This is a genomic window from Bradyrhizobium sp. CB82, assembly GCF_029714405.1.
Classification (GTDB): domain Bacteria; phylum Pseudomonadota; class Alphaproteobacteria; order Rhizobiales; family Xanthobacteraceae; genus Bradyrhizobium.
In genome coordinates, this window is record NZ_CP121650.1 from 4,859,866 (window position 1) to 4,884,688 (window position 24,823).

The 24,823-nt window shown below is 63.5% G+C and carries 28 protein-coding genes and 1 tRNA gene; 13 read left to right on the plus strand and 16 right to left on the minus strand.

Annotated elements, in window-relative coordinates:
- The first annotated feature begins 2 nt into the window (after window positions 1-2).
- The 4 genes from QA640_RS23590 to QA640_RS23605 all read left to right on the plus strand — a co-directional run bounded on the left by QA640_RS23590 (window position 3) and on the right by QA640_RS23605 (window position 3,483).
- Entirely contained in the window at window positions 3-941 is a 939-nt protein-coding gene (locus QA640_RS23590) for an ABC transporter permease (RefSeq protein ID WP_283035346.1), read from the plus strand.
- Entirely contained in the window at window positions 938-1,807 is an 870-nt protein-coding gene (locus QA640_RS23595; protein WP_283035347.1) for an ABC transporter permease, read from the plus strand. The genes QA640_RS23590 and QA640_RS23595 overlap by 4 nt, the downstream gene beginning before the upstream one ends.
- Window positions 1,804-2,778 carry an oligopeptide/dipeptide ABC transporter ATP-binding protein gene (locus QA640_RS23600; protein ID WP_283035348.1) on the plus strand — a complete coding sequence of 325 codons (975 nt, stop codon included), beginning with the start codon at window positions 1,804-1,806 and terminating at the stop codon, window positions 2,776-2,778. Before QA640_RS23595 ends, QA640_RS23600 begins: the two co-directional genes overlap by 4 nt.
- Before the next feature lie 429 nt (window positions 2,779-3,207).
- The gene (locus tag QA640_RS23605) at window positions 3,208-3,483 is read left to right on the plus strand and encodes a hypothetical protein (protein WP_283035349.1); all 276 of its coding nucleotides are present in this window, start codon (window positions 3,208-3,210) and stop codon (window positions 3,481-3,483) included.
- A gap of 321 nt (window positions 3,484-3,804) precedes the next feature.
- Here QA640_RS23605 and QA640_RS23610 read toward each other — a convergent pair whose 3' ends face one another.
- Window positions 3,805-3,948 carry a hypothetical protein gene (locus QA640_RS23610; protein WP_283035350.1) on the minus strand — a complete coding sequence of 48 codons (144 nt, stop codon included), beginning with the start codon at window positions 3,946-3,948 and terminating at the stop codon, window positions 3,805-3,807.
- Between the two features lie 271 nt (window positions 3,949-4,219).
- Between QA640_RS23610 and QA640_RS23615 the strand changes: the two genes are divergently transcribed.
- The 3 genes from QA640_RS23615 to QA640_RS23625 all read left to right on the plus strand — a co-directional run bounded on the left by QA640_RS23615 (window position 4,220) and on the right by QA640_RS23625 (window position 5,347).
- Complete coding sequence (locus tag QA640_RS23615) at window positions 4,220-4,462, plus strand: hypothetical protein (protein ID WP_283035351.1); 243 nt, start codon at window positions 4,220-4,222, stop codon at window positions 4,460-4,462.
- A 34-nt stretch (window positions 4,463-4,496) separates the two neighbouring features.
- Window positions 4,497-4,715 carry a PRC-barrel domain containing protein gene (locus tag QA640_RS23620; RefSeq protein ID WP_283035352.1) on the plus strand — a complete coding sequence of 73 codons (219 nt, stop codon included), beginning with the start codon at window positions 4,497-4,499 and terminating at the stop codon, window positions 4,713-4,715.
- A 458-nt stretch (window positions 4,716-5,173) separates the two neighbouring features.
- On the plus strand, window positions 5,174-5,347 hold the full coding sequence (locus QA640_RS23625; RefSeq protein WP_283035353.1) for a hypothetical protein: 174 nt from the start codon (window positions 5,174-5,176) through the stop codon (window positions 5,345-5,347).
- 37 nt (window positions 5,348-5,384) lie between these two features.
- Here QA640_RS23625 and QA640_RS23630 read toward each other — a convergent pair whose 3' ends face one another.
- The 5 genes from QA640_RS23630 to QA640_RS23650 all read right to left on the minus strand — a co-directional run bounded on the left by QA640_RS23630 (window position 5,385) and on the right by QA640_RS23650 (window position 9,559).
- Window positions 5,385-5,705 carry a hypothetical protein gene (locus QA640_RS23630; RefSeq protein WP_283035354.1) on the minus strand — a complete coding sequence of 107 codons (321 nt, stop codon included), beginning with the start codon at window positions 5,703-5,705 and terminating at the stop codon, window positions 5,385-5,387.
- A 223-nt stretch (window positions 5,706-5,928) separates the two neighbouring features.
- Window positions 5,929-6,018 (minus strand) — tRNA-Ser (locus tag QA640_RS23635).
- Between the two features lie 316 nt (window positions 6,019-6,334).
- Window positions 6,335-6,517 carry a hypothetical protein gene (locus QA640_RS23640; protein WP_283035355.1) on the minus strand — a complete coding sequence of 61 codons (183 nt, stop codon included), beginning with the start codon at window positions 6,515-6,517 and terminating at the stop codon, window positions 6,335-6,337.
- Between the two features lie 95 nt (window positions 6,518-6,612).
- A complete protein-coding gene (gene ilvD, locus QA640_RS23645; RefSeq protein WP_283035356.1) occupies window positions 6,613-8,463 on the minus strand; it encodes a dihydroxy-acid dehydratase in 1,851 nt (616 codons plus the stop codon).
- A 190-nt stretch (window positions 8,464-8,653) separates the two neighbouring features.
- The gene (locus QA640_RS23650) at window positions 8,654-9,559 is read right to left on the minus strand and encodes a VOC family protein (protein WP_283035357.1); all 906 of its coding nucleotides are present in this window, start codon (window positions 9,557-9,559) and stop codon (window positions 8,654-8,656) included.
- Window positions 9,560-10,411: 852 nt separating this feature from the next.
- On the opposite strand from QA640_RS23650, the gene QA640_RS23655 reads away from it, so the two are divergent.
- Together QA640_RS23655 and QA640_RS23660 are read left to right on the plus strand one after the other, a co-directional pair.
- Window positions 10,412-12,649, plus strand: a complete 2,238-nt coding sequence (locus QA640_RS23655) for a TOMM precursor leader peptide-binding protein (RefSeq protein ID WP_283035358.1) — start codon at window positions 10,412-10,414, stop codon at window positions 12,647-12,649.
- A 95-nt stretch (window positions 12,650-12,744) separates the two neighbouring features.
- Window positions 12,745-14,121, plus strand: a complete 1,377-nt coding sequence (locus QA640_RS23660; protein WP_283042866.1) for a SagB family peptide dehydrogenase — start codon at window positions 12,745-12,747, stop codon at window positions 14,119-14,121.
- Between the two features lie 346 nt (window positions 14,122-14,467).
- Here the strand turns inward: QA640_RS23660 and QA640_RS23665 are convergent, their stop codons facing one another.
- The 6 genes from QA640_RS23665 to QA640_RS23690 form a co-directional block, all read right to left on the minus strand.
- Window positions 14,468-14,854, minus strand: coding sequence for a GrlR family regulatory protein (locus QA640_RS23665; RefSeq protein WP_283035359.1), 387 nt, complete (start codon window positions 14,852-14,854; stop codon window positions 14,468-14,470).
- 30 nt (window positions 14,855-14,884) lie between these two features.
- Complete coding sequence (locus QA640_RS23670) at window positions 14,885-16,918, minus strand: NAD(+) synthase (protein WP_283035360.1); 2,034 nt, start codon at window positions 16,916-16,918, stop codon at window positions 14,885-14,887.
- Between the two features lie 169 nt (window positions 16,919-17,087).
- Window positions 17,088-17,795: a hypothetical protein gene (locus QA640_RS23675; protein ID WP_283035361.1), complete on the minus strand. Its 708-nt coding sequence runs from the start codon at window positions 17,793-17,795 to the stop codon at window positions 17,088-17,090.
- Between the two features lie 84 nt (window positions 17,796-17,879).
- Complete coding sequence (locus QA640_RS23680; protein ID WP_283035362.1) at window positions 17,880-19,004, minus strand: alpha/beta fold hydrolase; 1,125 nt, start codon at window positions 19,002-19,004, stop codon at window positions 17,880-17,882.
- A 1-nt stretch (window position 19,005) separates the two neighbouring features.
- Entirely contained in the window at window positions 19,006-19,632 is a 627-nt protein-coding gene (pncA, locus tag QA640_RS23685; RefSeq protein WP_283035363.1) for a bifunctional nicotinamidase/pyrazinamidase, read from the minus strand.
- 24 nt (window positions 19,633-19,656) lie between these two features.
- Window positions 19,657-19,842 carry a hypothetical protein gene (locus QA640_RS23690; RefSeq protein ID WP_283035364.1) on the minus strand — a complete coding sequence of 62 codons (186 nt, stop codon included), beginning with the start codon at window positions 19,840-19,842 and terminating at the stop codon, window positions 19,657-19,659.
- 6 nt (window positions 19,843-19,848) lie between these two features.
- Between QA640_RS23690 and glk the strand changes: the two genes are divergently transcribed.
- From glk to QA640_RS23710, 4 genes are all read left to right on the plus strand, one after another.
- Window positions 19,849-20,826 carry a glucokinase gene (gene glk, locus QA640_RS23695; RefSeq protein ID WP_283035365.1) on the plus strand — a complete coding sequence of 326 codons (978 nt, stop codon included), beginning with the start codon at window positions 19,849-19,851 and terminating at the stop codon, window positions 20,824-20,826.
- A 123-nt stretch (window positions 20,827-20,949) separates the two neighbouring features.
- Window positions 20,950-21,189 (plus strand): hypothetical protein, encoded by a 240-nt coding sequence (locus tag QA640_RS23700; protein ID WP_283035366.1) that lies wholly within the window; start codon window positions 20,950-20,952, stop codon window positions 21,187-21,189.
- Between the two features lie 316 nt (window positions 21,190-21,505).
- Window positions 21,506-21,709, plus strand: coding sequence for a hypothetical protein (locus QA640_RS23705; RefSeq protein ID WP_283042867.1), 204 nt, complete (start codon window positions 21,506-21,508; stop codon window positions 21,707-21,709).
- 150 nt (window positions 21,710-21,859) lie between these two features.
- Window positions 21,860-22,015 (plus strand): hypothetical protein, encoded by a 156-nt coding sequence (locus QA640_RS23710; protein WP_283035367.1) that lies wholly within the window; start codon window positions 21,860-21,862, stop codon window positions 22,013-22,015.
- 108 nt (window positions 22,016-22,123) lie between these two features.
- On the opposite strand, the gene QA640_RS23715 is transcribed toward QA640_RS23710, so the two are convergent.
- The 4 genes from QA640_RS23715 to QA640_RS23730 form a co-directional block, all read right to left on the minus strand.
- Complete coding sequence (locus QA640_RS23715) at window positions 22,124-22,855, minus strand: adenylate/guanylate cyclase domain-containing protein (RefSeq protein ID WP_283035368.1); 732 nt, start codon at window positions 22,853-22,855, stop codon at window positions 22,124-22,126.
- A gap of 84 nt (window positions 22,856-22,939) precedes the next feature.
- On the minus strand, window positions 22,940-23,200 hold the full coding sequence (locus tag QA640_RS23720) for a PilZ domain-containing protein (RefSeq protein ID WP_283035369.1): 261 nt from the start codon (window positions 23,198-23,200) through the stop codon (window positions 22,940-22,942).
- A 282-nt stretch (window positions 23,201-23,482) separates the two neighbouring features.
- Entirely contained in the window at window positions 23,483-23,872 is a 390-nt protein-coding gene (locus QA640_RS23725) for a response regulator (RefSeq protein ID WP_283042868.1), read from the minus strand.
- A 101-nt stretch (window positions 23,873-23,973) separates the two neighbouring features.
- Window positions 23,974-24,759 (minus strand): Spy/CpxP family protein refolding chaperone, encoded by a 786-nt coding sequence (locus tag QA640_RS23730; RefSeq protein WP_283035370.1) that lies wholly within the window; start codon window positions 24,757-24,759, stop codon window positions 23,974-23,976.
- Window positions 24,760-24,823 lie beyond the last annotated feature (64 nt).

Below are 24,823 nucleotides of genomic sequence, written 5' to 3' on the forward strand. Positions count from 1 at the left end.
TCGTGATTGGCTTCATCATCCGTCGACTGCTCGCCTCGATACCAACGCTGTTCGCGGTGTTGACGCTCGTCTTTCTGCTGGTGCGTGTGGTCCCGGGCGATCCGGCCATTGCCATCCTGGGCGATCGGGCGACCCCGGACGCCCTCGCCGCTTTGCGCGCAGAACTCGGCCTCGATCGCTGGATCGGCGCGCAATATGTCGACTTCCTCGGCCATGCTTTGCGCGGCGATCTCGGCATCAGCATGGTCACGCACCGCCCGGTCTGGAGCGAGATTGCAGAAGCATTGCCCCACACCATCGTGTTGACGCTGGCGGCCATGGCGATCGGCTGCCTGATCGGCATCCCCTCCGGCATCTTCGCTGCGCTACATCGCAATGGCACGATCGACGTGCTGACACGCCTGCTTTCATTGCTCGGGCTGTCGTTCCCCGTCTTCGTTTCGGGTATTTTCCTCCTGATCGTCTTCGCGCTGCAACTGCACCTCTTTCCGGTGATCGGCAATCCGCGCCCGGGCGACTGGGTCGATGGCCTGCACAAACTCGTCCTGCCCGCGATCACTCTCGGCATCGTGATGGCAGCCTACGTCGTGCGCGTGACGCGCAGTTCGATGCTGCAGGTTCTCGGGGAGGACTACATCCGCACTGCGCGCGCCAAGGGCGTGCCGCGGCGCGCCATCATCTGGCGCCACGGTTTCTCCAATGCCTTGATTCCGGTGGTCACGGTGGTCGGCCTCTATGTCGGCATCCTGATCGGCAATTCGGTCCTGACCGAAATCGTCTTCAACCGGCCCGGCCTCGGCAAGGTGATCGTCAGCGCGCTGACGCAGCGCGACTACACCATGTTGCAGGGCATGATGGTGATCTATTGTTTCCTGATCGTCGTCGTGAACCTGATTACCGACATCAGCTATGGCCTCATCGATCCAAGGGTTAAGCAATGACCGATGTGGCCCTTTCCGCACCACGTTCGCCATGGCGTGCGATGGCCGGCCGGCTGTTGACCGATCCCACGACACTCGCCGGTGTTATCCTCTGCACGATCGTCGTGCTAGGGGCGCTGCTCGCACCATGGCTCGCCCCTCGCGATCCGCTCGAACAGAACATCCTCGATCGCCTGGCGGGACCCGGTTCCGAGTATCTGCTCGGCACCGACCAATTCGGCCGCGACGTGCTGTCACGGCTGCTTTGGGGCGCGCGGGTGTCCCTGCTCGTGTCCTTCCTTTCCATCGCCGGCGCCGTCATCGTCGGCGGGGCGATCGGCATGATCAGCGGCTATGTCGGCGGCCGCTTCGATCTTGTCACAATGCAGTTGATGGACGTCCTCCTGTCGTTCCCGAGCCTGATCCTCGGCATGATCATGGTGGCGTTGCTCGGGTCGAGTGTCACCAATCTCGTCATTGCGATTGCGCTCACCGCAATAGCCCCCTTCGCGCGCATTGCGCGAGCACCCGTTCTGGTGCTTAGGGAACGCGCCTTCATCGAGGCCGGCCGCGCGCTCGGCTTTTCGCATTTGCGCATTCTGCTCGTGCATGTGCTGCCCAACATCGTCAATGATCTCCTGGTCATGGGCACGCTCTGGATGGCGACCGCAGTCCGCACCGAAGCCTCGCTCTCCTTCATCGGGCTCGGCGTCAAACCGCCGACGCCGACCTGGGGCGGCATGATGCGGGACGGATTCGAGAATATTCTCGATTCAGCATGGCTGTGCATATGGCCGGGCCTGGCCATTCTTGCATTGGTCTTGGGATTGAACCTCGTCGGTGACGGTCTTTACGACGTGACCGATCCGAAGGCGAATGCCCAATGACGGCCTCCCAAGTTCTGCTTGAGGTCAGCGACCTCGCCAAGCATTTTACGGTCACCAAGGGCTTCCCGCGCCCGGTCACAACGATCGTCCGCGCCGTCGACGGCGTCAGCTTCGCGGTGACGCGCGGGGAGGCGTTCGGCCTCGTCGGCGAGTCCGGCTGCGGCAAATCGACCGCAGCGCGCGCCGTGCTGCGCCTGATTCCGCCGGATGCCGGCCGCGTCCGCTTCGCCGACATCGACGTGACCGGCGCCCATGGATCCGTGCTGCAACGGCTGCGCCGCCGTATGCAGATCGTCTTCCAGGACCCCTATTCGTCACTCAATCCGCGACGCACGATCGGCCAGGCCCTGACGGAGCCGCTTGCCGTGCACGGTCTTGCCAGCGGTCGTGCCGCACGCGAACGCGCAATCGCATTGCTGGACGAAGTCGGTCTGCCGCCGTCCGCCTACGACCGCCACCCGCACGAGTTTTCCGGTGGCCAGCGTCAGCGTGTCGGGATCGCGCGCGCCCTGTCTGTCGAGCCCGAGCTGATCGTCGCCGACGAACCGGTTTCCGCACTCGATGTCTCCGTTCAGGCCCAGGTGCTGCTGCTGCTGAAAGAACTGCAGGCGCGACGCGGCCTGACTTTCGTGTTCGTCAGTCACGATCTCGGTGTCATCAGGTGGTTCTGCTCACGCGTCGCGGTGATGTATCTTGGACGCATCGTGGAGAGCGGCCCGGTCGCGCGCGTGTTCGGCGCACCGCGCCATCCCTATACGCGCATGCTGCGCGATGCTTCGCCCATCCCCGACCCGGGGATACGAGGCCAAATGCCGCGCATTCTCGGTGAAATCCCTTCCGCCGCCAATCCGCCCGCAGGATGCCACTTTCACCCCCGTTGCCCGCGCGCATCCGATGTGTGCCGCACGGTGTATCCGGAATGGCGGGCTGATGGTGATCAGGGTGTCGCCTGTCATCACCCAGAGAACTGATTGGTCGCGGTCACCGCTGACGCACGTTCATCCTCCGACACCGAGACATAGCATGGGCTCGCGCCGTGGTCTGCGGCGACGCAAAATCGTCGTTGGTGGTCGAGCGAGGCGGCCCGACGATGTTCGCGGATCGGCATCATGAGCCGCGGACAGCAAGGCCCAGACGCCGGTATACGGCGCAAGCGAGCGAAGGCTTATCGGGTCGTCAAATGAAAACGCGGCCCGGATCCGGGAATTTCTTGCCTCCCCGACTGATCTCTTCCTTGCGCCAAGCCAATCGCTGCCTCGTGGGGTTGGCTTTGAGCAACCGGGGCGCCGGGGGAAGGAGCCCGGCGCCCCGTCCCTGAGAATGTCCATAGCGCAACTACCGGAACGAAACCGTTATCCCGAGTGAGAAGAGTGTGCGCGCCATCGCGAGAGGAGAGAGCAATGCGTGTCTTGTCCGTGGCGTTCTTCACAATGGCATCGCTGGCCCAGGCTCATGCACAAGACCAAGAGAAGACCAAAAAGCCTGAGCCGTCGTGCAGCTATACGATAAGCAGCGGGGATTCGTACGTCGTGCCCGTTGGTGAAGCGCTTTGCTGGCGCCTGCCGGCGCCTTCTGACACCGAGTACACGCTGCTGCACTGTGACCCGCCGTTTCAGGAGCTTACTCGGGTGAAACGGGGAGATCCTCGCTGCAATAAATACGAGGAACGGCAATAGACCTCGGCTCAATGCTAGCCGCAAGGTCCATGTGTTGATCCCGCCCCATCCCGCTGAGCAGACTCCGGCCAGAGTCGGCCGTCAAGAGTCCGCAGGTGCACCGTTGGCGGACGGCCGCGATGTCAGTGTCTGCCTGCTTGGACCAAGGGGCCCCGCAAGGACACGCTCTCCAGGCTGGAATGCGAGGCTCCCCGCAAGGGATACGGCCGATAGATGCCCCCTGCTCCGCAGGACACGGCCCGATCTGATCCACCACCCGTGAGGCCTTCACGCGGTGGATTTTGTGTTTCTGAGCCGCGCGTTATGATGCCGAGTAGCCAGTCACAGTTTACCTGGAGTGGCACCATGACGCAGAACCTCGTAGCCGCGTGTGTCGTCGCGGCTTTGATTATCCTGGGCTTGCTTGCCTTCGCCCACAAGCAGCATGACTGCCAGCACGGGCGCCTGCTCAGAACCCTTGAGCACTGCGGAGGTCCCAGCCCTTCAATCTAGAGCCTGGCACACCCACGATCAGCAGTAGCTCACCGCCGATCCACGCCCCTAGGAATCGATCACTTGCGAGGCGCTTCGCAGACCGCTTTCATGGCTGTATGCCTCGGTTCGCTTTCGCGCGGACGGGTTGCATTTCCAAAACCGCGCGTGCGGGCCGTCTGTGGCGTTGGCGCGAATCTAATGGCAGGAACCTTCGGGAGCCCGGGCAGTTGATCAGCAGTCCCCGACAAGCGGAGTTTTTCCCATGCGCGAGAAGCGCAGGCTGGTAGCGCCAGCGGCATCCGCCCGCACCACCAAGGCGTCGATTGAACCCCTAAGGACCGGTTATGCCTTAATCGTCGACGGTCATGTCAAGGCGACCTTCGCGGCGAAAGCGAGCGCCCTGGAAGCTGGCACACAGCTGAAGCACCGACACCCTCGGCTTCAGGTCAAGATCTACGACGCCGAAAACAAGCTCAGCGAGGTTGTTGAGATCGCCCTCGCTTGACGCGCCGACCGGCGGCCCGTTTGGAGTTGGCACCATGAGCGCCTCGAGCACAGGCGACCAACGAGCCATGAACATCTTGCGCGAATTGCACGAGGCCGAGAAAGAGCTAGTCGGCAAGGCCGTCGTCTTGACTGACGGCAAGGCTGGCACAATCGATGGCGTCTTCCTCGATGATGAGCATGGACTCCGCATCTCGATCGCGGGGCATGAGGGTCGATGGCCGATCTCGACGGTGAGGCAAATCGAGAGCTGATCGCCCACGGCCTTCCTCTATCGATGACGGGGGGTCGTCGGGCTGAATGAGGCGCGGTGCTGAGCGGGCCCCGTTATCAATTCAATCGGCCCACCGGACCGCTGCCACACACACTGGCATGGCCGGATCATCCTGATGATCTCCCGAGTCAACGGCGCTTCTGGGCTACTCCGAGAGCACGTCTCGCTTTACCGCTTCTTCCCGGTACAGTGGCTTTGCGCGCGGCGGTGCGCACAGGGGGACAGCTCCGGCGTGTCGGCCAGCCTCGTGCGCTGGGGCCGTTCTCTGCAGGAGCCCCATCGAGGGCAAGGAATAGCCGTGAAATCCGCGGTCGTGAGTCGAGTTCGCTGTCCGGAAGGCTCGTAGATATGCGTGATCTTGAGGAAAGCGACCGCGAAGCATGGGCTCGCATGGCCGCACACCATATCGTTGACGGCGCCTTAGCCGCGAGCGAGCGAATGCCCGGACCGCATCCGGCACCAGACCAAGTCGCGCTCCTGCGTGAGATCGCGCGGCGTGCCTTGTGGCATTTGCCCAACTCGGGCGACGAGGCGCGGCAGTTGGTTCGCTACATTGATATCGAAAATCTGCGCCAATCGAACCCGCGCGACGACGCAGCGCCGGAGGGTTGAAAGCAAAACGCGGGACCGAAGCCCCGCGCTGCGACGACTAGTTGCCGTCGTCGGTTGATGTCGACGTCGATGTCGATGTGCTGAAGGCGCTGTTTGTTCCCCTTTCAACGTGCTCCATCGCGCAGTCGTAACATTCCTTCACGGCGCCCCGCAGGCTGTCGACGCGCTTTTCGATGTCGCGATAACTATTGGAATTGTACTGAACGGCCTTTCCGGCCGCATCGCTAACTGCATCCGCGCAGTTCCTTGCATAGTCACTGCTGTAGTTGCACGCAGCAGCGGCTGGCGAGGCACGAAGATTCACGCCCGCGATAGCAATCATTCCGAGAGAAAGTGAAACGACAATAGGTTTTAACATTTGAGCCTCATCGGCTTAGGGTTGTGGATGAAACAGAGCCAGCATACACGTTTAAGTTGACGACGGCTAGTGCCCTGATCAAGGGAGTCGCAAGGCCTTGAAACCTCACAGCTCCGTAGCTTGTCACCGCAATTGCTAGAAATGGTCGCTCCCCAAGCTCAGATAGTTATTGAATTTTCAATGCCATACCGTGACTGGTTCGGAAGAACGGTGAGAACGATATTGGCGGAAGGGGTGGGATTCGAACCCACGGTACCCTTGCGGGCACGCCGGTTTTCAAGACCGGTGCCTTAAACCACTCGGCCACCCTTCCGAAGCAGGAATTTCAGTCGCTTAACGCAGGCGGTTCGCAAAGGCAACGCGAAGTTGGACCGGGGCAGCTGGCAAGCGCCCGCCGGAACCGCCTGTAAGGTCGCCGTCAGCTTGGACCCTTAGGCTGCAAAGCTCGCGAGCCGCCGTCGCCACGCGGGGCGGACGCACACTCAATTCCCGACATCGGCGCCGCCGCCCAGGGCGTCGCCGGTTACGAGGCCCGGTTGGACTGGTCTCCAACTCCGGGCCTCGTTCGCTTCAAACGAAAGCGCGGCACCGGCAGGGCGCCGCGCTTTTTTGTCGGCAGCTGATTCGCTTCAGTAGCCGCCGCAGGACGCGCAGGGCGAGACGACCGGGGCGCAGTAGGAGTAGCCGGGCGAGACCATCACGGTCTCATCGACGGTGCGATATTGCGGGGCCACGTATTGCTGCTGGTAGCAGGTCGTGCACGGCGGCGAGGTGTAGCAATTGTAGCAGCCGGCGGACGCTGCGCCCGTCATGGCAATGGCCGTGCGACCGGGCAATTTTGGCCGGCCGCTAACGCGTCATTGACCATGCACGCCGCGATCGCCGTCGCGGCGCGCGATAGCGCCACTCAGTTCGAGCGCCGCTTTACCTCGCGCACGGCGCCGCGCGCGGCGCTGGTGGTCAGTGCGGCATAGGCTTGCAGCGCAGTCGAGACGTTGCGCTTGCGGTTCTGCGGCTGCCACGCGCTCGCACCCTTCGCCTCCTCCGCAGCGCGGCGCTCGGCCAGCTCCTCGTCGGAGACATCGAGCTGGATGCTGCGATTCGGGATATCGATCGCGATGCGGTCGCCGTCGCGCACGAGGCCGATGTTGCCGCCTTCGGCGGCTTCGGGCGACAGATGGCCGATCGACAGGCCCGAGGAGCCGCCGGAGAAACGGCCATCGGTGACGAGCGCGCAGGCTTTGCCGAGGCCGACCGACTTCAGATAGCTGGTCGGATAGAGCATCTCCTGCATGCCGGGGCCGCCGCGCGGACCTTCGTAGCGCACGACCACGACTTCGCCGGCGACGACCTTGCCGCCCAGAATGCCTTCGACCGCTGCGTCCTGGCTCTCGAACACGCGCGCGGGGCCGGAGAATTTCAGGATCGAGGCGTCAACGCCGGCGGTCTTCACGATGCAGCCGTCCTGCGCGAGGTTGCCGTAGAGCACGGCAAGGCCGCCGTCCTTGCTGAAGGCGTGTTCGAGGTTGCGGACGACGCCCTTCTCGCGATCGAGATCGAGCTCGTCATAGCGGCGCTCCTGGCTGAAGGCGACTTGCGTGGGGATGCCGCCGGGCGAGGCGCGATAGAAGGTGCGGACCGTCTCGCTCTTCGAGCGCTTGACGTCCCAGCGCTCCAGCGCATCCGCCATCGTCGGTGCGTGCACGGTCGCAACCTTCGTATCGATCAGGCCGGCGCGATCGAGCTCACCCAAGATGCCCATGATGCCGCCCGCGCGGTGCACGTCCTCGACATGGACGTCGGCGACGGAAGGCGCGACCTTGCACAGCACGGGGACGCGGCGTGACAGGCGGTCGATGTCGCGCATGGTGAACTCGACCTGCCCTTCATGGGCAGCCGCAAGCAGATGCAGCACGGTGTTGGTCGAGCCGCCCATCGCGATATCCAGCGTCATCGCGTTCTCGAACGCCTTGAAGTTGGCGACGTTGCGCGGCAGCACGGAAGTGTCGTCCTGCTCGTAGTAGCGGCGCACGAGATCGACGATGGTGTGGCCGGCCTCAACGAACAGGCGCTTGCGGTCGGCATGGGTCGCCACCACCGAGCCGTTGCCGGGCAGCGCGAGACCCAGCGCCTCGGTGAGGCAGTTCATCGAATTGGCCGTGAACATGCCCGAGCAGGAGCCGCAGGTGGGGCACGCCGAGCGCTCGATCACCTTGACGTCGTCGTCGCTGACCTTGGAATCGGCGGCCGCGACCATCGCGTCGATCAGGTCGACAGCATGCGTCTTGCCGTGCAGCTTGACCTTGCCGGCCTCCATCGGCCCGCCCGAAACGAACACCGCGGGGATGTTGAGCCGCAGCGCCGCCATCAGCATGCCGGGCGTGATCTTGTCGCAATTGGAGATACAGACGAGGCCGTCGGCGCAATGAGCGTTGGCCATGTACTCGACGCTGTCGGCGATCAGTTCGCGCGACGGCAGGCTGTAGAGCATGCCGTCATGGCCCATGGCGATGCCGTCGTCGACCGCGATGGTGTTGAACTCCTTGGCGACGCCGCCGGCCTGCTCGATCTCGCGCGCCACGAGCTGGCCGAGATCCTTCAGGTGGACGTGGCCCGGCACGAATTGCGTGAAGGAGTTGACGACGGCGATGATCGGCTTGCCGAAGTCCGCATCCTTCATGCCCGTCGCGCGCCAGAGGCCGCGCGCGCCCGCCATGTTGCGGCCGTGGGTGGTGGTGCGGGAGCGATAGGCTGGCATGGCGGTTTTCCGTCCTGGTTGGAGTCGGCCGGGCGGGGAAATTTGGAAGCCGCCTCAGGCCTTTCCGGCCGGATAGCGCACGGGGTGGCCCCGCGCAACGAGAACTTGGCCCGAACCGGGCCCAAAGGCGCGATCGCAGGCCTCCCCTGCTCCCGGCGCGGTCTAGGGCCGCACCGGCGCGAGGCACACGCTAGCGCTTTGGCTTGGGCAACACCATTCTGCCCTGAGAAGCAATGCCACCCCACTTGGCGGACCACCCGACTTCCGAAGCAGCGGATCGCTCGATGCCTGTCTGATCTCGCGCCCCCTGCAATGCAAACAAGGCGCCTTGAGGATCGACGCATCGCGCGATCCAGCAGCCATCAGGCAATTCGATCGGCCCCTGGAGGATCCGGCCTCCGCCAGCATTCACATGCCTTGTGGCAGCGCCGATGTCGTCGACATTGACGTAATGCAGCCAGCACGGCTGCGCTACGCTCGGAAGTTTTGTGAGTATGCCGCCGACCGTCTGCCCACCTGCCGAAAACAATTGATACAAGTCCGCCGGTTCGGTTTGAGCGTCGGCCTTCTGCCAACCAAATAGCGCCCTGTAGAAATCGAAGACCACGTTCCGGTCGTCGGCCAACAGCTCATGCCAGCCAACGCGCGCCGGCTCGTCAAGCCTGTCCGGTTTCCGGCCGCGTGTCGGTTCCTCGATCAGCCCAAACGTCGCCTTTTGCGGATCTGCAACGACTGCAATTCGGCCAATATTGGCGTCGGTCGGCGGCACAAGGATGCTGCCTCCGAGGCGCCTGACCTGCGCGGCGGCCCCATCCAGGTCATCGACGGCGACGTAACCGATCCATCTCGGCGTTGCCCCCAATCTCCGCCCCTCTTCCGGAAGATCCATGATTCCGGCTACCGGGGCGCCGCCGCTCCTGAGCACCGTGTAATGCAGCTCCGGAGTCGATTCATCCTTCACACTCCAGCCGACGGCCCTGCGATAGAAAGCGCCTGCCGCCGCGACATCCGTGGTCAGAAGTTCGTACCAAGCGAAACGTCCGAATTGATCCGCCACGCCGATCTCTCCATTCAGGCTTGGAAGCAATTGCGGCACTGCACCAGGCTGCACTCGGAGCACGTGCGCGACGTTGCGTGGATGGTCGATGCCCTGTCAACGGGAAGTGCGGATTCTGTTCATGAAGATGAATACATCCGGAACGTGCGTCGCCACGTCTGGTACGCGTGATTCTTGCTTGCCCTGTTTCCTGGGCGTAGAGTTACCGCGGCTGGGATGCTTCTTGCAACGCGCGGAGGTTCGACCATGCGGCAGGCGAAGCAATCTTCTAAACGGAAGAAGCGAGTCACCAAAGTCGCCGTACCGGCGTTCGGAGCCGCAGGGTTGACGTTTTCGCTAGCGGGAGGCGCATCAGCAGCGGCTGTGCCGACAGCCGACGTACAACATTTGCCCAACCTTGTACCCGGTCAGGCAATTACGCTCGGTGAAGAGGAAATGGCCGACGTCAGCCTCGCAACCTTCCATCTCTTCGACAAGGAAGACGTGGCTGGCGGCGTGCAGGTGGCCTACCGCGGATGCGGCGGTTGCCGCGGCTGCAGAGGCTGTCGAGCATGCCGAGGCTGTCGCTGTGGCGTCGGTTGCCGATGTGCCGGATGTGCCGTGGTGGGATGCGGCGTGGCTTGCACAGGTTGCTGCGCATCGTGGGGCCGCTGCCGCTGGTGCTAGGCCACGGCGCGTTCCGATGGCGTGTCCACAAGCCGATATATCGTTGGCCGGCCTCGAGAAGGGGCCGGCCCATTGCTTGGTTTCGCGACAGCGCTCACATCGGCGGCTTGCCGGTGACTGGCGAATTTGCTCCACTCTCTCGCGAAAACACCAGCGCGCGGGCGCGACCATCCGTCTTGCGCCGGCCATCGAACGTAACGGCAACAGGATCAGCGTGCTGACTCAATGACTGCCAATCGCAAGACCCGTGTTGCGGGCAAACAACTTCTGCGATTTGCACCGAACTTCACCGCCTATGTCCTGCCTCCCGACGCGGTTTGCCTCTATTCCGAGGATCGCAAGTTCTTCCTGCATGGCGAACTCTACTGCGCCTTGGCCACCGCGATCGGAAAACACGGCAAGGCGAGCCCGGAGATCATTCGCCAGCTTTCAAGGCGCTTCCCGGCGGACAAGATCGAAGAAGCGATCCAGAGGCTCCTCGATCGACGATATGTCGTTGCGCGGACCGTGCAGGCATTCGACGACTCCATCGGTGGTTTTTGGGCAAGCCTTGGCTTGTCTTTGGAGGTCGCGGAACAGAATCTCCGCAATTGCTCCGTTCAGGTCGAGGCGATTGACGTCAAAGGCGCCAAGGAGCTAACGGCGGCCTTGGGTAAGCTCGGCGTTCAAATCGCCAAGCGCTCGCCGAAGCTCAAGATCACGCTGGTGAACGATTATCTTGACCGCCGACTCGCTCAACTGAACCAGGAGCGTGTGGCCGGCAAGACGCCCTGGCTGCTGGTACAGCCGTCCGGCGCGTTTCCGCTGGTCGGGCCCATGTTCAATCCCGGTGAGAGCTCGTGCTGGACCTGCCTGTTCGATCGCATGATCCGCAACCGGGAGATCAAGGGGTTTCTTGACCGGGCACCGGCGCGTGTGGTCGCCGTATCGCCGCTCGTCAACGATACCGTCGGACAGACCCCAATCCATTTCGCAGCCGTCGAGATCGCCAAGGCAATCGCCTCGGGCTTTCGCACCGACCTCAGCGATCACATCGCAAGCTTCGACCTGCCCGGCGCCGTCATCGCCAAGCACTACGTCGCGCGACGCCCGCAATGTCCGACCTGCGGCAATAAGAAGCTGCACAACCCGCGCCGATCTCCGACGCCGGTTGAGATCGCCGAAGGCAAGAAGCTCGTCATGACCAGCGGTGGATATCGCACCGTGACGTCTCGGGCGACGGTCGCGCGCTTCCGCAAGCATGTGAGCCCGCTGACCGGCGTGGTGTCCAGGCTTGAGCGGATCGATGCCGATCTACCGATGAATACCAATTACTTCGCCCAGCACAATTTCTCAGCGCCGGCCCGAAGCATCGACCAGCTCAGGTCCGGATTGAGCGGCGGCAGTTTTGGCAAGGGCTCGACAGCTGAACAGGGCGAGGCCAGCGCGCTGATGGAGTCGATCGAGCGCTATTCGGGTATTTTCCAGGGTGACGAGATCAGGACGACGCGCCGCTTCGTCGATTTCGCGCCTGGTGATGCCCTTCTCCCCAACGATATCCAGCTCTTCAGCGAAACGCAGTTCAAGAATAGGATCCTTCAGCAGCCGGACGATCCCCATCCGGTCCCCGAGCCGTTCGAGCCCTCGATGAGGACCGAGTGGTCGCCGGTCTCATCGTTGCGCGACAAGCGCTTCAAATATCTTCCCACCGGCCTCTTGTACTTCTTCTATGGCGGCTTTCACACGGATTCCAACGGCTGCGCGGCCGGCAACACCCGGGACGAAGCCATCGTTCAGGGCTTCCTCGAACTGATCGAGCGTGATGCCTACGCGATCTGGTGGTACAACCGGGTGCAGCGCGCCGAGGTCGACCTCAAGCAATTCGACGATTTCTATGTCCGGGACCTCCAAGCCCAATTTGCGGAAGTCGGACGCAAGCTATGGGTGCTCGACGTCACCAGTGATCTCGGCATTCCGACTTACGTGGCGATCATGCACTGGATGCAGAATGGACACGAGAATATCGAGTTCGGTTCCGGCGCGCATTTCGACCGTCGTATAGCCCTGCTGCGTTCCCTCACCGAACTGACCCAGTTCATGTCCGTCGGCATGATGGGCGGCGGAAGCGGCGAGAAGCCGACACTTGATGGTGTCACACCGCTGCGCCTGGAAGATTACCCGTTCCTGATACCGGGCGAGAGCCCGATCATCCCCCCAGCGCCGAGCTTCAAGGTTCAGAACAATACGCGTGACCAGGTCAATGCCTGCGTCGAGATCGCCACCCGTGCCGGTTACGATTTCCTCGTGCTTGACCAGACACGGCCCGACGTTGACGTTCCCGTCGTTAGAGTGCTCGTTCCGGGCTTGCGTCATTTCTATCGCCGCTTCGCGCCGGGCCGCCTTTACGACGTGCCGGTGAAGCTTGGATTGTTGGAGCGGCCGCGACTGGAAAGCGAACTGACTTCATTCCTTCCACACACCTGAAGGGCGGCTCTTTCGTGCGCGCTCCCCGGAAAAAGCCGACCAGGAAGATCGCGCCAGGCATTGCTGCCCGATTGAGTCATCGTTTCTCCCTTCAGATGCAGGCGGACGGCAACATCACCGCCTCGCTGGGCGACTATTCCGTCAGCCTCGGACAATTCAGCGAGGCCGCGATGGACCGCGCGCGAGATCTGAGTACTGGCCTTCCGCTCGCTTCCTTTACGGGTAAGAGCCTCCTCGCCAGGGAAGTCGACACCCTGGTGCATCGGTTGGCCCGGCAGGGGCTTCTCGAATACCTCGTCTCCTCCCCGCGTGACGAGCAGGACCTCGTGGTCATCGAGCCCCAGGTCCCCGAATACTGGCCGCGACGCGCAAAGCTGAGCACTCGTGATACCGTTGTGTTGTCGCGTTTTGCCTATCTGCGCCGGCGCGGCAATGAGATGGTGCTGGAATCGCCACGCGCCGGCGCGCTGTTCCGGATTGGCGATCCCGCCATCGCCGCCACCCTCGCCGCGCTGTCGCGGCCTCAGAAGATCAGCAAGCTCAACCGGCAGGCAGCCCCCTTCAACCTCTATCTGCTCGAACTATTGCTGGAAAGCCAGATCCTGCTCAAGCTCGATGCGAAAGGCGGCCACGGCTTGCGGATGAATGAAGGCGACGGCAATCTCGTTCTCTGGGATTTCCATGATCTGGTTTTTCACACGCGGAGTACGGAGGGCCGGCAGGCCAATCCGGTCGGCGCCACCTTCACCTATGCGGGTGCAATTCCGCCGCCGCCCGCGGTGCGTCCGCCCTGGCCCGGCAGCAGGATCGAGCTGTGCAAATTCTCGGCCTCGGAGCCAAGCACCTTCTTCGCGAAGCTGTTGCGCGAACGCCATTCAACACGGGATTTCGACGACAAGCATCCCGTCACGCTCAGCGAACTCGCGCAATTTCTCGACACCACGGCACGCGTCGTGTCCGAATGGAAGGGCGGCCCGTATTTTGATGGCGGTCCTGAGGTCACCTACAGCACAAGGCCGTATCCGTCGGCGGGCAGCGCGTACGAGCTGGAATTGTACCTAACGGTCTCGAACTGCGAAGGCCTTGCGCGCGGACTCTACCACTACGACGCAGGGAGCCACGCGCTGGTGGCGATCAGCACCTCCGTCCAACAACTCCAGGCGCTGTCGGTGGCCGCCCAGTTCGCCATGGACGCGCCCGGTCAGCCGCAAATCCTGATCACCATCGCGGCGCGCTTTGGGCGGATCTCCTGGAAATACAGCTCAATCGCCTATTCGTTGATCCTGAAGGATGTCGGCAGCATGATCCAGACGTTCTACCTGGCGGCGACCGATATGGGCCTCGGCGGCTGCGCCATCGGTAGCATCAACATCGATCTGTTTGCGAAAATGACGGAGCTGGAATTCCATATAGAGGGCCCGGTCGGTCAATTCGCGCTCGGGCGCGGCAAGAAGCCGGGTGTCCCAAGCTAGCAGCTCGCCCAACCGGGGGCCGGCGCGCAAATCAGGCGTACACATCCAGGCAGTCGCGCCACTGCAGCCCGCTGGGGACCGGATCGACGCTACATGCGACACCTTGAGCACACGCTCGCACTGAGGCAGCAGTTCCCGCCCGTAATGACGCGGATAGCGAAGCTCGCGAATCTCGCGTATCTCCGCGCGACCGACGGCCAACGCGCATCACACTTTCCTAGCCGCGTCACATGGGCGGGGGCGCCATGGGGCAGGGGATGAAGTCACGAGGTCCGGGCACTCCGGACCTCGTGCTCTCTTCAGTTTACATGCGGCAGAGATCCCATGCGGCGAGACGCCGCTGCGCCTACATCGCCTCTTTCAGCGTCAACCGCGCCGTGAAGGTCACGCTGGTCTTGCCGACCAGCGCCATGCCTTCGACCTCGGCGCCGCCGGCGGAATAGCCACCGGAGAAACCGCAGGTGACCTCCCTGCCCGCGAACGCCAGCGGCTTGCCGACCGCCTCGGTGTGCTGATTGACCGTCATCTCGCCACGCCACTTACCGCCTCTGAAGGTGTAGTGGCCGGTGTAGTAGAAATAGCTGTCGCCACCCATGATGCGGCCGTCGCAAAGCACGGCGACGCCCTTGGCCTGGCCGCGCTTGCCGTCGCGCATCTCGATCTCGAATATATAGAGGCCGTTGACGACCCCGGTGTGATCATCGGCCGTTTCCGGCCCAGGCTCGGCCGCCATCAGCCTATCCCCTTCTTTCGTCCCTCATCATCATTTCGGCACGTTGCGCTCGAGGTCGTCGAGCCAGGCGGCGGCGCTGGAATCGGACGGCGCGCGCCAGTCGCCGCGCGGCGAGAGCGAGCCGCCGGCCGAGACTTTTGGACCGTTGGGCATCGCCGAGCGCTTGAACTGGCTGAAGGCGAAGAACCGCCGCAGGAACACTTCGAGCCAGTGGCGGATGTCGGCGAGCGCATAAGCCTTGCGCCGGTCATTCGGAAATGCAGGCGGCCACTCGCCCCCGGCAACATCCTTCCACGCATGCAGCGACATGAAGGCGATCTTGGACGGACGGAACCCATAGCGCAGCGTATAGAACAGGTTGAAATCCTGCAGTTCGTACGGCCCGATGGCAGCCTCCGTGCTCTGCGGCTTCTCGCCGGCCTTGACCGGCACCAGCTCCGGCGAGATTTCGGCGGCGAGGATCGAGGCAAGCGTGCGGTTGACGTCATCGGTGAATTGCTTCGACGTGATCACCCAGCGGATCAGATGCTGGATCAGCGTTTTTGGCACGCCGGCATTGACGTTGTAATGCGCTATCTGGTCGCCGACGCCATAGGTGCACCAGCCGAGCGCGAGTTCCGACAGATCGCCCGTGCCGATGACGATGCCGCCATGGTGATTGGCGAGGCGGAACAGGTAATCGGTGCGCAAGCCCGCCTGCACGTTCTCGAAGGTGATGTCGTAGACCTTCTCGCCCATACCGAAGGGATGGCCGATATCCCTCAGCATCTGCGTCGCCGTGGTGCGGATGTCGAGCTCCTGCCAGCTCGTCCGCAACGCTTTCATCAGCGCGAGCGCGTTGGTCTTGCTCTCGCTGCCGGTGGCAAAGCCCGGCATGGTGTAGGCGAGGATGTTTTCGCGCGGCAGTCCGAGCAGGTCGATGGCCTTGGCGGCGACGATCAAGGCGTGGGTGGAATCGAGACCACCGGATACGCCGATCACGACGCGTTTTGTGCCCGTCGCACGCATCCGCTGCACGAGGCCGGCGACCTGGATGTTGTAGGCCTCATAGCAGTCCTGCTCGAGCAGATGCTCGTCACTCGGCACGAAGGGAAAGCGCTCGACCTTGCGCAGGAAACCGATATCGGCCGCCGGCGGCTTCAAGGCAAAGGTGACTTTGCGGACGCTTGCCTCGCGCTGACGACGGTTGTCGTCGAACGTTCCCATCAGTGAACGCTCCTGCCGCAGCAGGTCGAGATCGATGTCCGCGGTCGTGATCTGCCCGCCCTGCCGAAACCGCTCGCCCTCGGCCAGCAGCACGCCGCTCTCGTAGATCGAGGTCTGGCCGTCCCAGGCCAGATCGGTCGTCGACTCGCCGGCACCCGCGGCAGCATAGACATAGGCGGCAAGGCAGCGCGCGGAGGTCGATTGGCACAATAGCGCGCGCGAGCGTGCGCGGCCGATCGTGATTGGGCTGCCGGAGAGGTTGATCAGCACGCTCGCTCCCGCCAGCGCCAGTTCGGAGGCCGGCGTGACCGGAATCCACATGTCCTCGCAGATCTCGACGCCGATGGTCAGGCCCATGACGTCCTCGGCCGCGAACAGAAGGTCGACACCGAACGGCGCACGCAGGTCGCCGACCGCGATCTCCACGCCGACGATTTCGGCGCCGGAGGCAAAGTGGCGGCCTTCGTAGAACTCACGATAGGTTGGAAGATAAGTCTTGGGGACGACGCCCAAAATCCTGCCGCGATGGATGACGGCCGCGCAATTGTAGATGCGCGCGCAATGGCGCAGCGGCGCACCGACGATCAGCACGGTCATCAGGGCCGACGACGCCTCGACGATCGCTTCAAGGCCGCGCTCGACCGCATCGAGCAACGGGTCCTGCATCACGAGGTCTTCGATCGCATAGCCGGACAGGCACAGTTCAGGGAACACGGCGACCGCCACCGACTGCCCGTGACAGGCGCCCGCCGCCGCGACGATCGCCTTCGCATTGGCGGTGGGATCGGCCACATGCGAGGCGGTGACGCAGGCTGCCACGCGCGCAAATCCGTGGGCGTAGATCGAGTGAAAGCTCATAGCGCGCGGGCCCTTCTGTTCAGTTGCGAACCATTCTTAGCCGATTGACGTGGATCAATGCACGTAATTCCCAATCATGCACAATAGTTCTGCTAAACATCCTCCCTACTTCACTTCCGGCCGCCGCAACCTATGGATGCGGCGGCCGATCGTTTGGCGAGATGGCGTCCTACCGGGAGCGTTCGGCCCGCAGCGTCTCGAACAGCGCGACGATGGCCTCGACCTGGTGGCTGGCAAGCCGCGGGTTCGGCATGGACTGGTTCGGTCCGAGGTAACGATGACCGGAGGTGAGAAGCTGCCGGAGATCGTCGCTGGAGAATGACGTCCGGCTTGCGAGGTCGGGGAAGCTCGGCGCCGGAATGCGCGACTCCGGCTGTTCGTTCGGCCTGTCGGAAACCACGTGGCAATTGCCGCAGATCGAGCGCGCCAACCCGCGCGCCTCGGCGAGCTGGTCGACAAAGAGCTGATCCGTGAAAGGCGAGTTCGCCGGCACCTGAAGCGTGATGAAGCCATATCCTTCAGCGCGGTGGCAGGCGTTGCAACCGTTGGTCAGATCGCCATAGGCCTTGGTGAAGGCCGCGGCGTCCTTGGCGTCGACGGCACGGCGCAAGGCCTGTACCGCCGCGGCGGCCTGATCGGCGCGGCCCGTCGGCTGCGCGACGCGCCTGAGGCCGGCTTCGATCTGGTTGAGCTCGTAGGTCGCAAGCGGCCAGTTACTGATGCGGCCGGCGGACCACAATTTGATGTGCTGGCGCTGAAGAGCGGCCATCAACTCCGACGCCACCTTGTCGCCGCGCGCACTGTCGACCTGCGCGACCGCCTGCGAGAGCGAGGCAGTCGCCATCGCAACCGCCGCCAGGAGTGTTCTGAACCTCATGGAGCCTCCAGGTCACACTCTAGATTCCGAATCAGTCCAACGGCTTTGACCGGGATCAAGAGCGGCACCGCCCGGCGATATCGCTCACGCCCTGCGCGCGAGAACGCCGCCACCGAGATCGGAACGCAGCCATTCGGTGATGCGGGGCCAGGCATGTACATGGGTCCGCGCTCCCATGAACAGCCCGAGATGATCCGACGGCTCGGATGCCGCCGCGATGAACACCGGGGACGTCCCCACGAGATCAGCCGTCGCCAGCGCCTGCGTCGCCGGCACGACCTCGTCGTCGAGCCCGGCGAGCAGGAAGATGGGCGCTCTCACATCCTTCAAATCGATTTGTCTGCCGAGCGCCACGAAGTCTCCCGCCGCGATCCGGTTCTCGCGGAAGATCCAGTTGACGATCTGGAGATAATAGCTGCCCGGCAGGTTGAGCGTCTCCTCGTTCCAGCGGTTGAAGCGTTCCAAGAGCTCAGCACCGCCCTCCTCGGCCACGCTCCTTTGCAACGCCACCGCGATATCGTCCACACTCGGTGACCTCGACCAGAAGCGCAGCATCTCCTCGCCGCTGACATTGCCGCCGCCCCGCGCCACGAGCTGGTCGTAGACCAGCTCAGGCGCATTGCGCGCGAGCCGGGACAATGCAGACTCGATCGCGAGGTCGACGGGGGCACCGACCAGCACCAGGCGGCGCACCTTGTCCGGGAAACGCGCGGCGTAGAGCAGCGACAGCCAGCCGCCCTGACAGAGGCCGATGAGGTCGACCGGCGTGCCGATCTCATCGATCGCAACGTTGAGGTCGCCGAGATAGCTGTCGATCGACAGATAGCGCATCTCGGGCGATGCCGAGCGCCAATCCGTGAGATAGACCCGATCAACCCCGCCCTTATGCAGCGATTCCACGACGCTGTGCCCCGGCGCAAAATCGGCGATCAGCGCACGGTGCAAGGCGTAGGGTGCGCAGATCAATACCGGCGGGCCGGTGCGCTTCTTCGTACAGTCGCGCAGGCGCATGGTCGCGAGCTCCAGCGCAACCTTGTTGGTCGTGGTCCAGGGAAGTTCCGTCTCACGCGGCTCGGGGGAGCTGCGCTCCAACCACCAGAACGCGGCATCCATGGCGAGCTTGGCCGCTGCAAACGGCCACAACAGCGGATCATCCGGGCCCGGCCCGGATCCTGTCGGCGTCGGCGGTTTATTGGTTCCTTGCGCCATCTCAGAAGAACGCCTCGATGCTGACCACGGGGATGCCGAGCCCCTTGAAGCTGTGGTGGGTGGCGGCGACCGAGCCGTCGAGATCGATGCCGCGGCAGGCATCCTCGATCACGGCGACCTCGAGCCCCGCCTTGCGGGCATCCTCCGCCGAAAAGCGGACGCAAAAATCCAGCGCCAGACCCGCCACGAACACCGTCTTCAGCTCGCGCTCGCGCAAATAGCCGAGCAGCCCGGTCGGCGTCTTGTGGTCGTTCTCGAACAGCGCCGAATAGGAATCGATGCCGCGGCGAAATCCCTTGCGCACCACGAGGCTCGGCCGGCGGACGTCGAGATCCCGATGGAATTCGGCGCCGGCGGTGCCCTGCACGCAATGGGTCGGCCATAGCACCTGCACCCCGTAGTCGAGATCGATCGCCTCGAACGGACGCTTGTTGGGGTGATTGGAGGCAAACGAGACGTGATCGGCAGGATGCCAGTCCTGCGTCAGCACCACATTGGCGAATTTTTGGGCGATACGATTGATGGCGGGCACGACCCTTTCCCCGGCCGGGACGGCCAGGGCCCCGCCGGTGCAAAAGTCGTTCTGGACGTCAATCACGAGCAGGACGTCCCGGTCGGATATCTTCATCGCTGGTCTCCACCCGGTCTGTCCTCAATGTCGATCTTCCGGCGCCGCTTCGCAACCGCCTCTGTGGTCGCGGGCGGATTGCTGCCGGCGCAACGGTTCACGCGCATCGACGTTGACGACATCATCAAGCCGCGGTGGTATGCGAATCTGACCGCGAAAAATGGAGACAAAGGTTCCCGCGATCACCATGGCGGTGGACGCGGCGGCCATGAGGACATGACCAGTCGAACAACAAGAGGTTGCGCATTGCTCGCCGACATCGGCGGCACCAATTCGCGGTTCGCACTGATGGAGGAGGACGGCCAGATCGGGCCGGTCACCTATGCGCGGGTCGCCGACTTCCCCACCGTTCGGGACGCCATGGCCGACTTCCTGGCGCGGCAGGCCAGTCGCGCGCGCGTCGGCGCCGGGGTGCTCGCCGTGGCGGGACCCGTCGTCAACAACCGCTGCGTCATGACCAACAGCCCCTGGATTATCGATGGCAATGAGCTTCGGGGGGCGTTTGGCCTCGACGCCGTTCACGTGCTCAACGATTTCGAGGTGCTGGCCTGGGCGCTGCCGGCCTTGCAGCCTGCCGACCTGTTCCCGCTCGATAACCAGACTGGCGCGGCCGGCGAGCCGCTGCTGGTGCTCGGACCCGGCACGGGCTTTGGCGTCTCCTGCCTCGTCGAGCGTCACGGCGCCCGAGTGGCCGTGATCACGGAGGCGGGTCATGCGACCCTGCCGGCGGAGACGGAACGCGAGGAGCACGTCATCGCCGCGATGCGACGGCGCATGGGGCATGTCGAGATCGAACTGGGCGCGCTGTCCGGGGCGGGGCTGCGGAACCTCTACGAGGCGGTCGCCGAGGTCGATGGCGTGAAGGCCCCGCAACGCGACGCGGCTGCCATCACCACCGCGGCACTCGACGGCAGCTGCGATCTCAGCCGCACCGTGCTCGAGATGTTTTGCGCCATCCTCGGCTCCGTCGCCGGCAATCTGGCGGTAACCTTCGGTGCCCGCGGCGGGGTCTATATCGCTGGCGGCATCGTCCCGCGCTTCCCGAAATTCCTCGCTGCCTCGGCGTTCCGCGAGCGATTCGAGGCCAAGGGACGCTTCCGGGATTACCTGCATCCCATTCCGACCAGCATCATCGTCAAGCCCGACGCGAGCTTTGCGGGCCTGAAGGCTTTTTGCGACCACAGCACGGCGTAAGCACAACCCAAGCTCGCCGGCCCAAGACAACCTGGTGCGGCGGCCGTGAATTGTGAAACGCCTCACTGCTTGCCGTCCCGCCCGTGCTACGATCAGGGGGTTTGAGGGCTGGGGGGGACCTGTGTGAAGCACCTGATCCGGATCATTGCGATTTCGCTTGTCCTGATGATGCCCGTTTTTGCGCAAAAACTGGTCGATCCAGCCACGGTTGCGCCGGAATACCGCGACGCGGCCGAGCATCGCCGCGCCGAGCAGTTGAAGCAGCGCGCCTGCGGCCTCAAGGCGGATCAGACCAAGGTCCTGCTGCGCGACCGCGCCGCCTTCGTGCTGAAATGCATGGATGCGGCGGACGCGAGCAAATAGTCCGCCGTCCGCTAAGAGTATGCTCCGGCCCCGGAGGGCCGCGTTAGCGCAAGCGTGAAGCGGTTTTCTCGCGACAAACGCGGAACGCGTTTGCGCGGAGATCAGATCTCAATCGAGTCGCGCTTTAGCGACGCTTGCCAAGTTCGCCGCGCTTGCCGTTGAACTCTCCTCGGCCCGCGCAGCACAATCCACAGGTGATTGCATCGAATCACGCCGCCGGACCCAAGTTCCTGCTTGCCCGCTGCCGTCGCTTGAGAAACAATTCACCCGTGGTGCGTGTGGGTGCGGCGCGGGGCGTGACATGCGTAAGCAGGACTTGGGTAAGCAAGATCTAGGATTTGACTACCATCGCTATCACCGGTTGCTGACCGAGGCGGTGGACGAGGACAGGCGAATGGCGCTCATCGAACTCCTGATCGAGGAAAAGGCCAGGGATCGGCTGGCCGCGCAGCGCGCCTCCGACCGGGCCGCGATGACGGCGCAGACCATTGCCAAGGTGCTGGGAACGGCCCGCAACTGATCCTCGGGGACCGCGCCGCGGCCTGGTATCGATTGCGATCCCGTTAAGGATGCCTGGCAATAAGGATGCCTGGCAATCCTGTATCAAACTTTCTGCGCTAGGGATTTCCCCTACCTGATGCAATTCAGGGCCAACACAGGGGGAATTGACATGAGCATGCTGTCACTCGCCTCGGCTCCGGCCGGCATCCAAATCCGTTCGACCGACAATTCGTTCAAGACCATCCTGCTGTTCTGCTGCGCCGGCCTGCTTGCCTCGTTCAGCCTGATGGCGTGCGGCATCGACCTCAGCGCCGGCTTGATGTGAAACGAGACGCGCTGATGAGAGATGTTCTTTAGATCGGTTTCATCGCAATTCACGTTTGCAACGGCCGCCCCTCCAGGCGGCCATTTCCGTTGTGCCCGGGGAGAGCCGTCAGCCTGTGAACAACATGACCGGCTGTTCAAAGCCTTTCAGGGTGTGCTCCGAGCCATCTCCCGCGACAAGGTGACCGGCCCGGTCCCGCACCGTCGACGTCACCAGGATCTCACCCGAGCGTGCCGCGGCCTGCGCCCTTGCGGCGCGGTTCACCACGGTTCCGACCGCAGTCAGGTCGCGATGGGCATGACCGAATTCGCCGAAATTGGTTTCCCCGCTATCGATGCCGACCCCGATGCCGACGTCCAAGCCGTTGCTTCCGATCGAGCGCACCAACTCGTCGCGCCTGCGGCCGAAACGCTCCTGGATCTCCCGCGCGGCAAGCAGGGCCTGCACTGCATGATCCGCCTGCCGGACCGGGAAATTGAAGATCGCGAACACTGCGTCGCCGATCGTCTTGTTCAGGAGGCCGTCGTAGTGCCAGATGGCTGCGGCGCAGTCATCATAGAAAGCATCGAGGAGCGCGGTCAGCGCGGCCGGCTCCAGATTCTGCGTGAGCGCCGTATAGCCGCGCAAATCCGCGAACATCACCGTGGCATCGATGGTGACGGAACGCGCCTTCATCACCCGCGAGAAGGCCATCTCGCAGATGGTGCAGGTGTTCGGGTTCATCCGGCTGGGCCTGATGCCGAACAGGCGAAACGGCGCTGATAACGGCCCGCGCAGCGGGATCGGCATATGCAGGTTCTGCCAGCATCCCAGGCAGATCGTCGCAGGCTGCGGTGTCATCGCGAGTTCGGGTCCATCTCGTCCATTCTGCGCCGGCCGAAGCTAGCACCTTTGCCCGCGCGCGGCGTGAAATTCTCGGCGGCTTCAGGATTGGTCACCCTTGCCGTCGACGAAGGCGAGCCCGATCCGGTTCTTCTGGATCCAGATCACCCGGCAGTCGCGGACCGAGGAGTCCTTGGCGATGACGAGACGAAAACGGTGGGGAACGAAGGCGGGATTGTCAACGTCGATCGCCGCGCCGGCAGGCGAGATGTTGCGCACGACGCAGCTCATCACGGAGCCGCCGGACGAGACATAGGCCAGCTCTTCGATGTCGATACGCGGATATTTTCGTTTGTCGTCCATGCGCCTTCTACCTTGATCCAAGCTTAGCCGGACTGCCTAAACAAATTGCACGATCCTCGGCTTTCGCCCCGGCCCGCTCGCCTGAAAGCCCAATCACGCGCCCTCATCGCGGGTTCCCGACAAGACCGCAGCTCGGCCACAGGTCGGGCGTGAATCGGTCCGCTTTTCTTCAAGTTCCCGTGACGAATTGAGCGGGCCGCGCCGCTGCGGCAGGATAGCCGGGCGCAGTGCCTTCCACCTACCCCAGGGCAAGGTTGCCCGGCTATTCGCCGCAAGCGGACGTCAGGCGGATCCGCTTTTCGAGGCGGCCTGCGAGCCGGAAAAAAGAGAGTCGATCATCGCCTTCAGCTGGTCGATCGAAATCGGCTTGCGCAGGATCGGCCTGCGCCGCAGCAAGGACGGCAGCAACTCCGGTCCATAACCCGTGGCGAAAAGAAACGGCTTGCCGCGGCGCTCGATCAGGTCCGCGACGGGATCGACGTAAAGCCCCATGAGATTGATGTCGAGAATGGCCAGATCATATTGCGCCGTCATCGCGAAGGCGCTCGCGTCCTGAACATTGTCGGCCTCAGCGACGACATGGTGGCCAAGCTCCTCCACCATGTCGGCAATCATCATCCGGATCAACGCCTCGTCTTCGACCAGGAAAACGGAGAGTGCGCCCGTCGTCATGTCAACCCCGCAGCGATCATTTCCAGCTATCATAACCACATTGCCGCGGGGATTCACGAATTCGTGGTAATCGAGCACGGCCAATCTTATTCAAACGCCGATCAATCCAGGCCGCGCTCGTGGCTGAGGCGGACCATCTCCTGGATGAAGACTTCTTTCTGCTTTTCGTCCAGGCTCGAGTACAGCGGCTCGGCGGCATCGGCAACGTTGCGTTGGTCGGCAGCGCGGTCGATCAGGAATTGCGCCTCGTTGCGCATCTGCTCGATGATGTCGTCCGGCGGATCGCGCTTGGCGCGGGCAATCCGCAGGTTGAGCCGCTCCGCACCATTATGCCCGAGGTAGTGCATGGCGCTGGAGAAACCGTACCAGTGCTTTTCCTGGTCAGGCGTGAGGTTCAGCTCGGTCTTGATGCGCTCGATATAGGAATCGCTGTTGGCGACGATCTGCTCGGCGGTGAGTTGCGGCGCGCCATCCTGGGTGAGAACGCTGACGTCCTTTGTCGCCTCCTTCGGTGCATCCTTGCCGGCCTTGGTGGTCTTGCTGCCCTTGCCACCGCTCTTGGCCTCTTTGGCGCCCTTTGCGTCAGCCCCTTTGTCGGCCCCCTGTTGCTTCGCGTCCTTGCTCGTATCCTTGTTGGCCGGCGCCTGATTGTTGTTGCCGACCCCGAGCACGCCGGTGAAGACACCGACCACGCCGCCAATCGCGCCGCCCAGCACGCCACCGACCGGACCTGCGGCCTTGTTGCCGGCGGCCGCGCCCTCCTGAACACCTTTGACCAGGCCCTGCGCATTGGCGACGCAAGCGGCGCCCAACAGCAACGCCACGACTGACCCGAGCGCGAACCATCGTCGCAGGCGAAGCCGCGCAGGCGGCGTCGGGTTGATCATTCTGGTCTCCATGTCGATCTATTTGGCTGCTCGGAGGATGGAACGGAAAGGTCTGCCGTCCGGA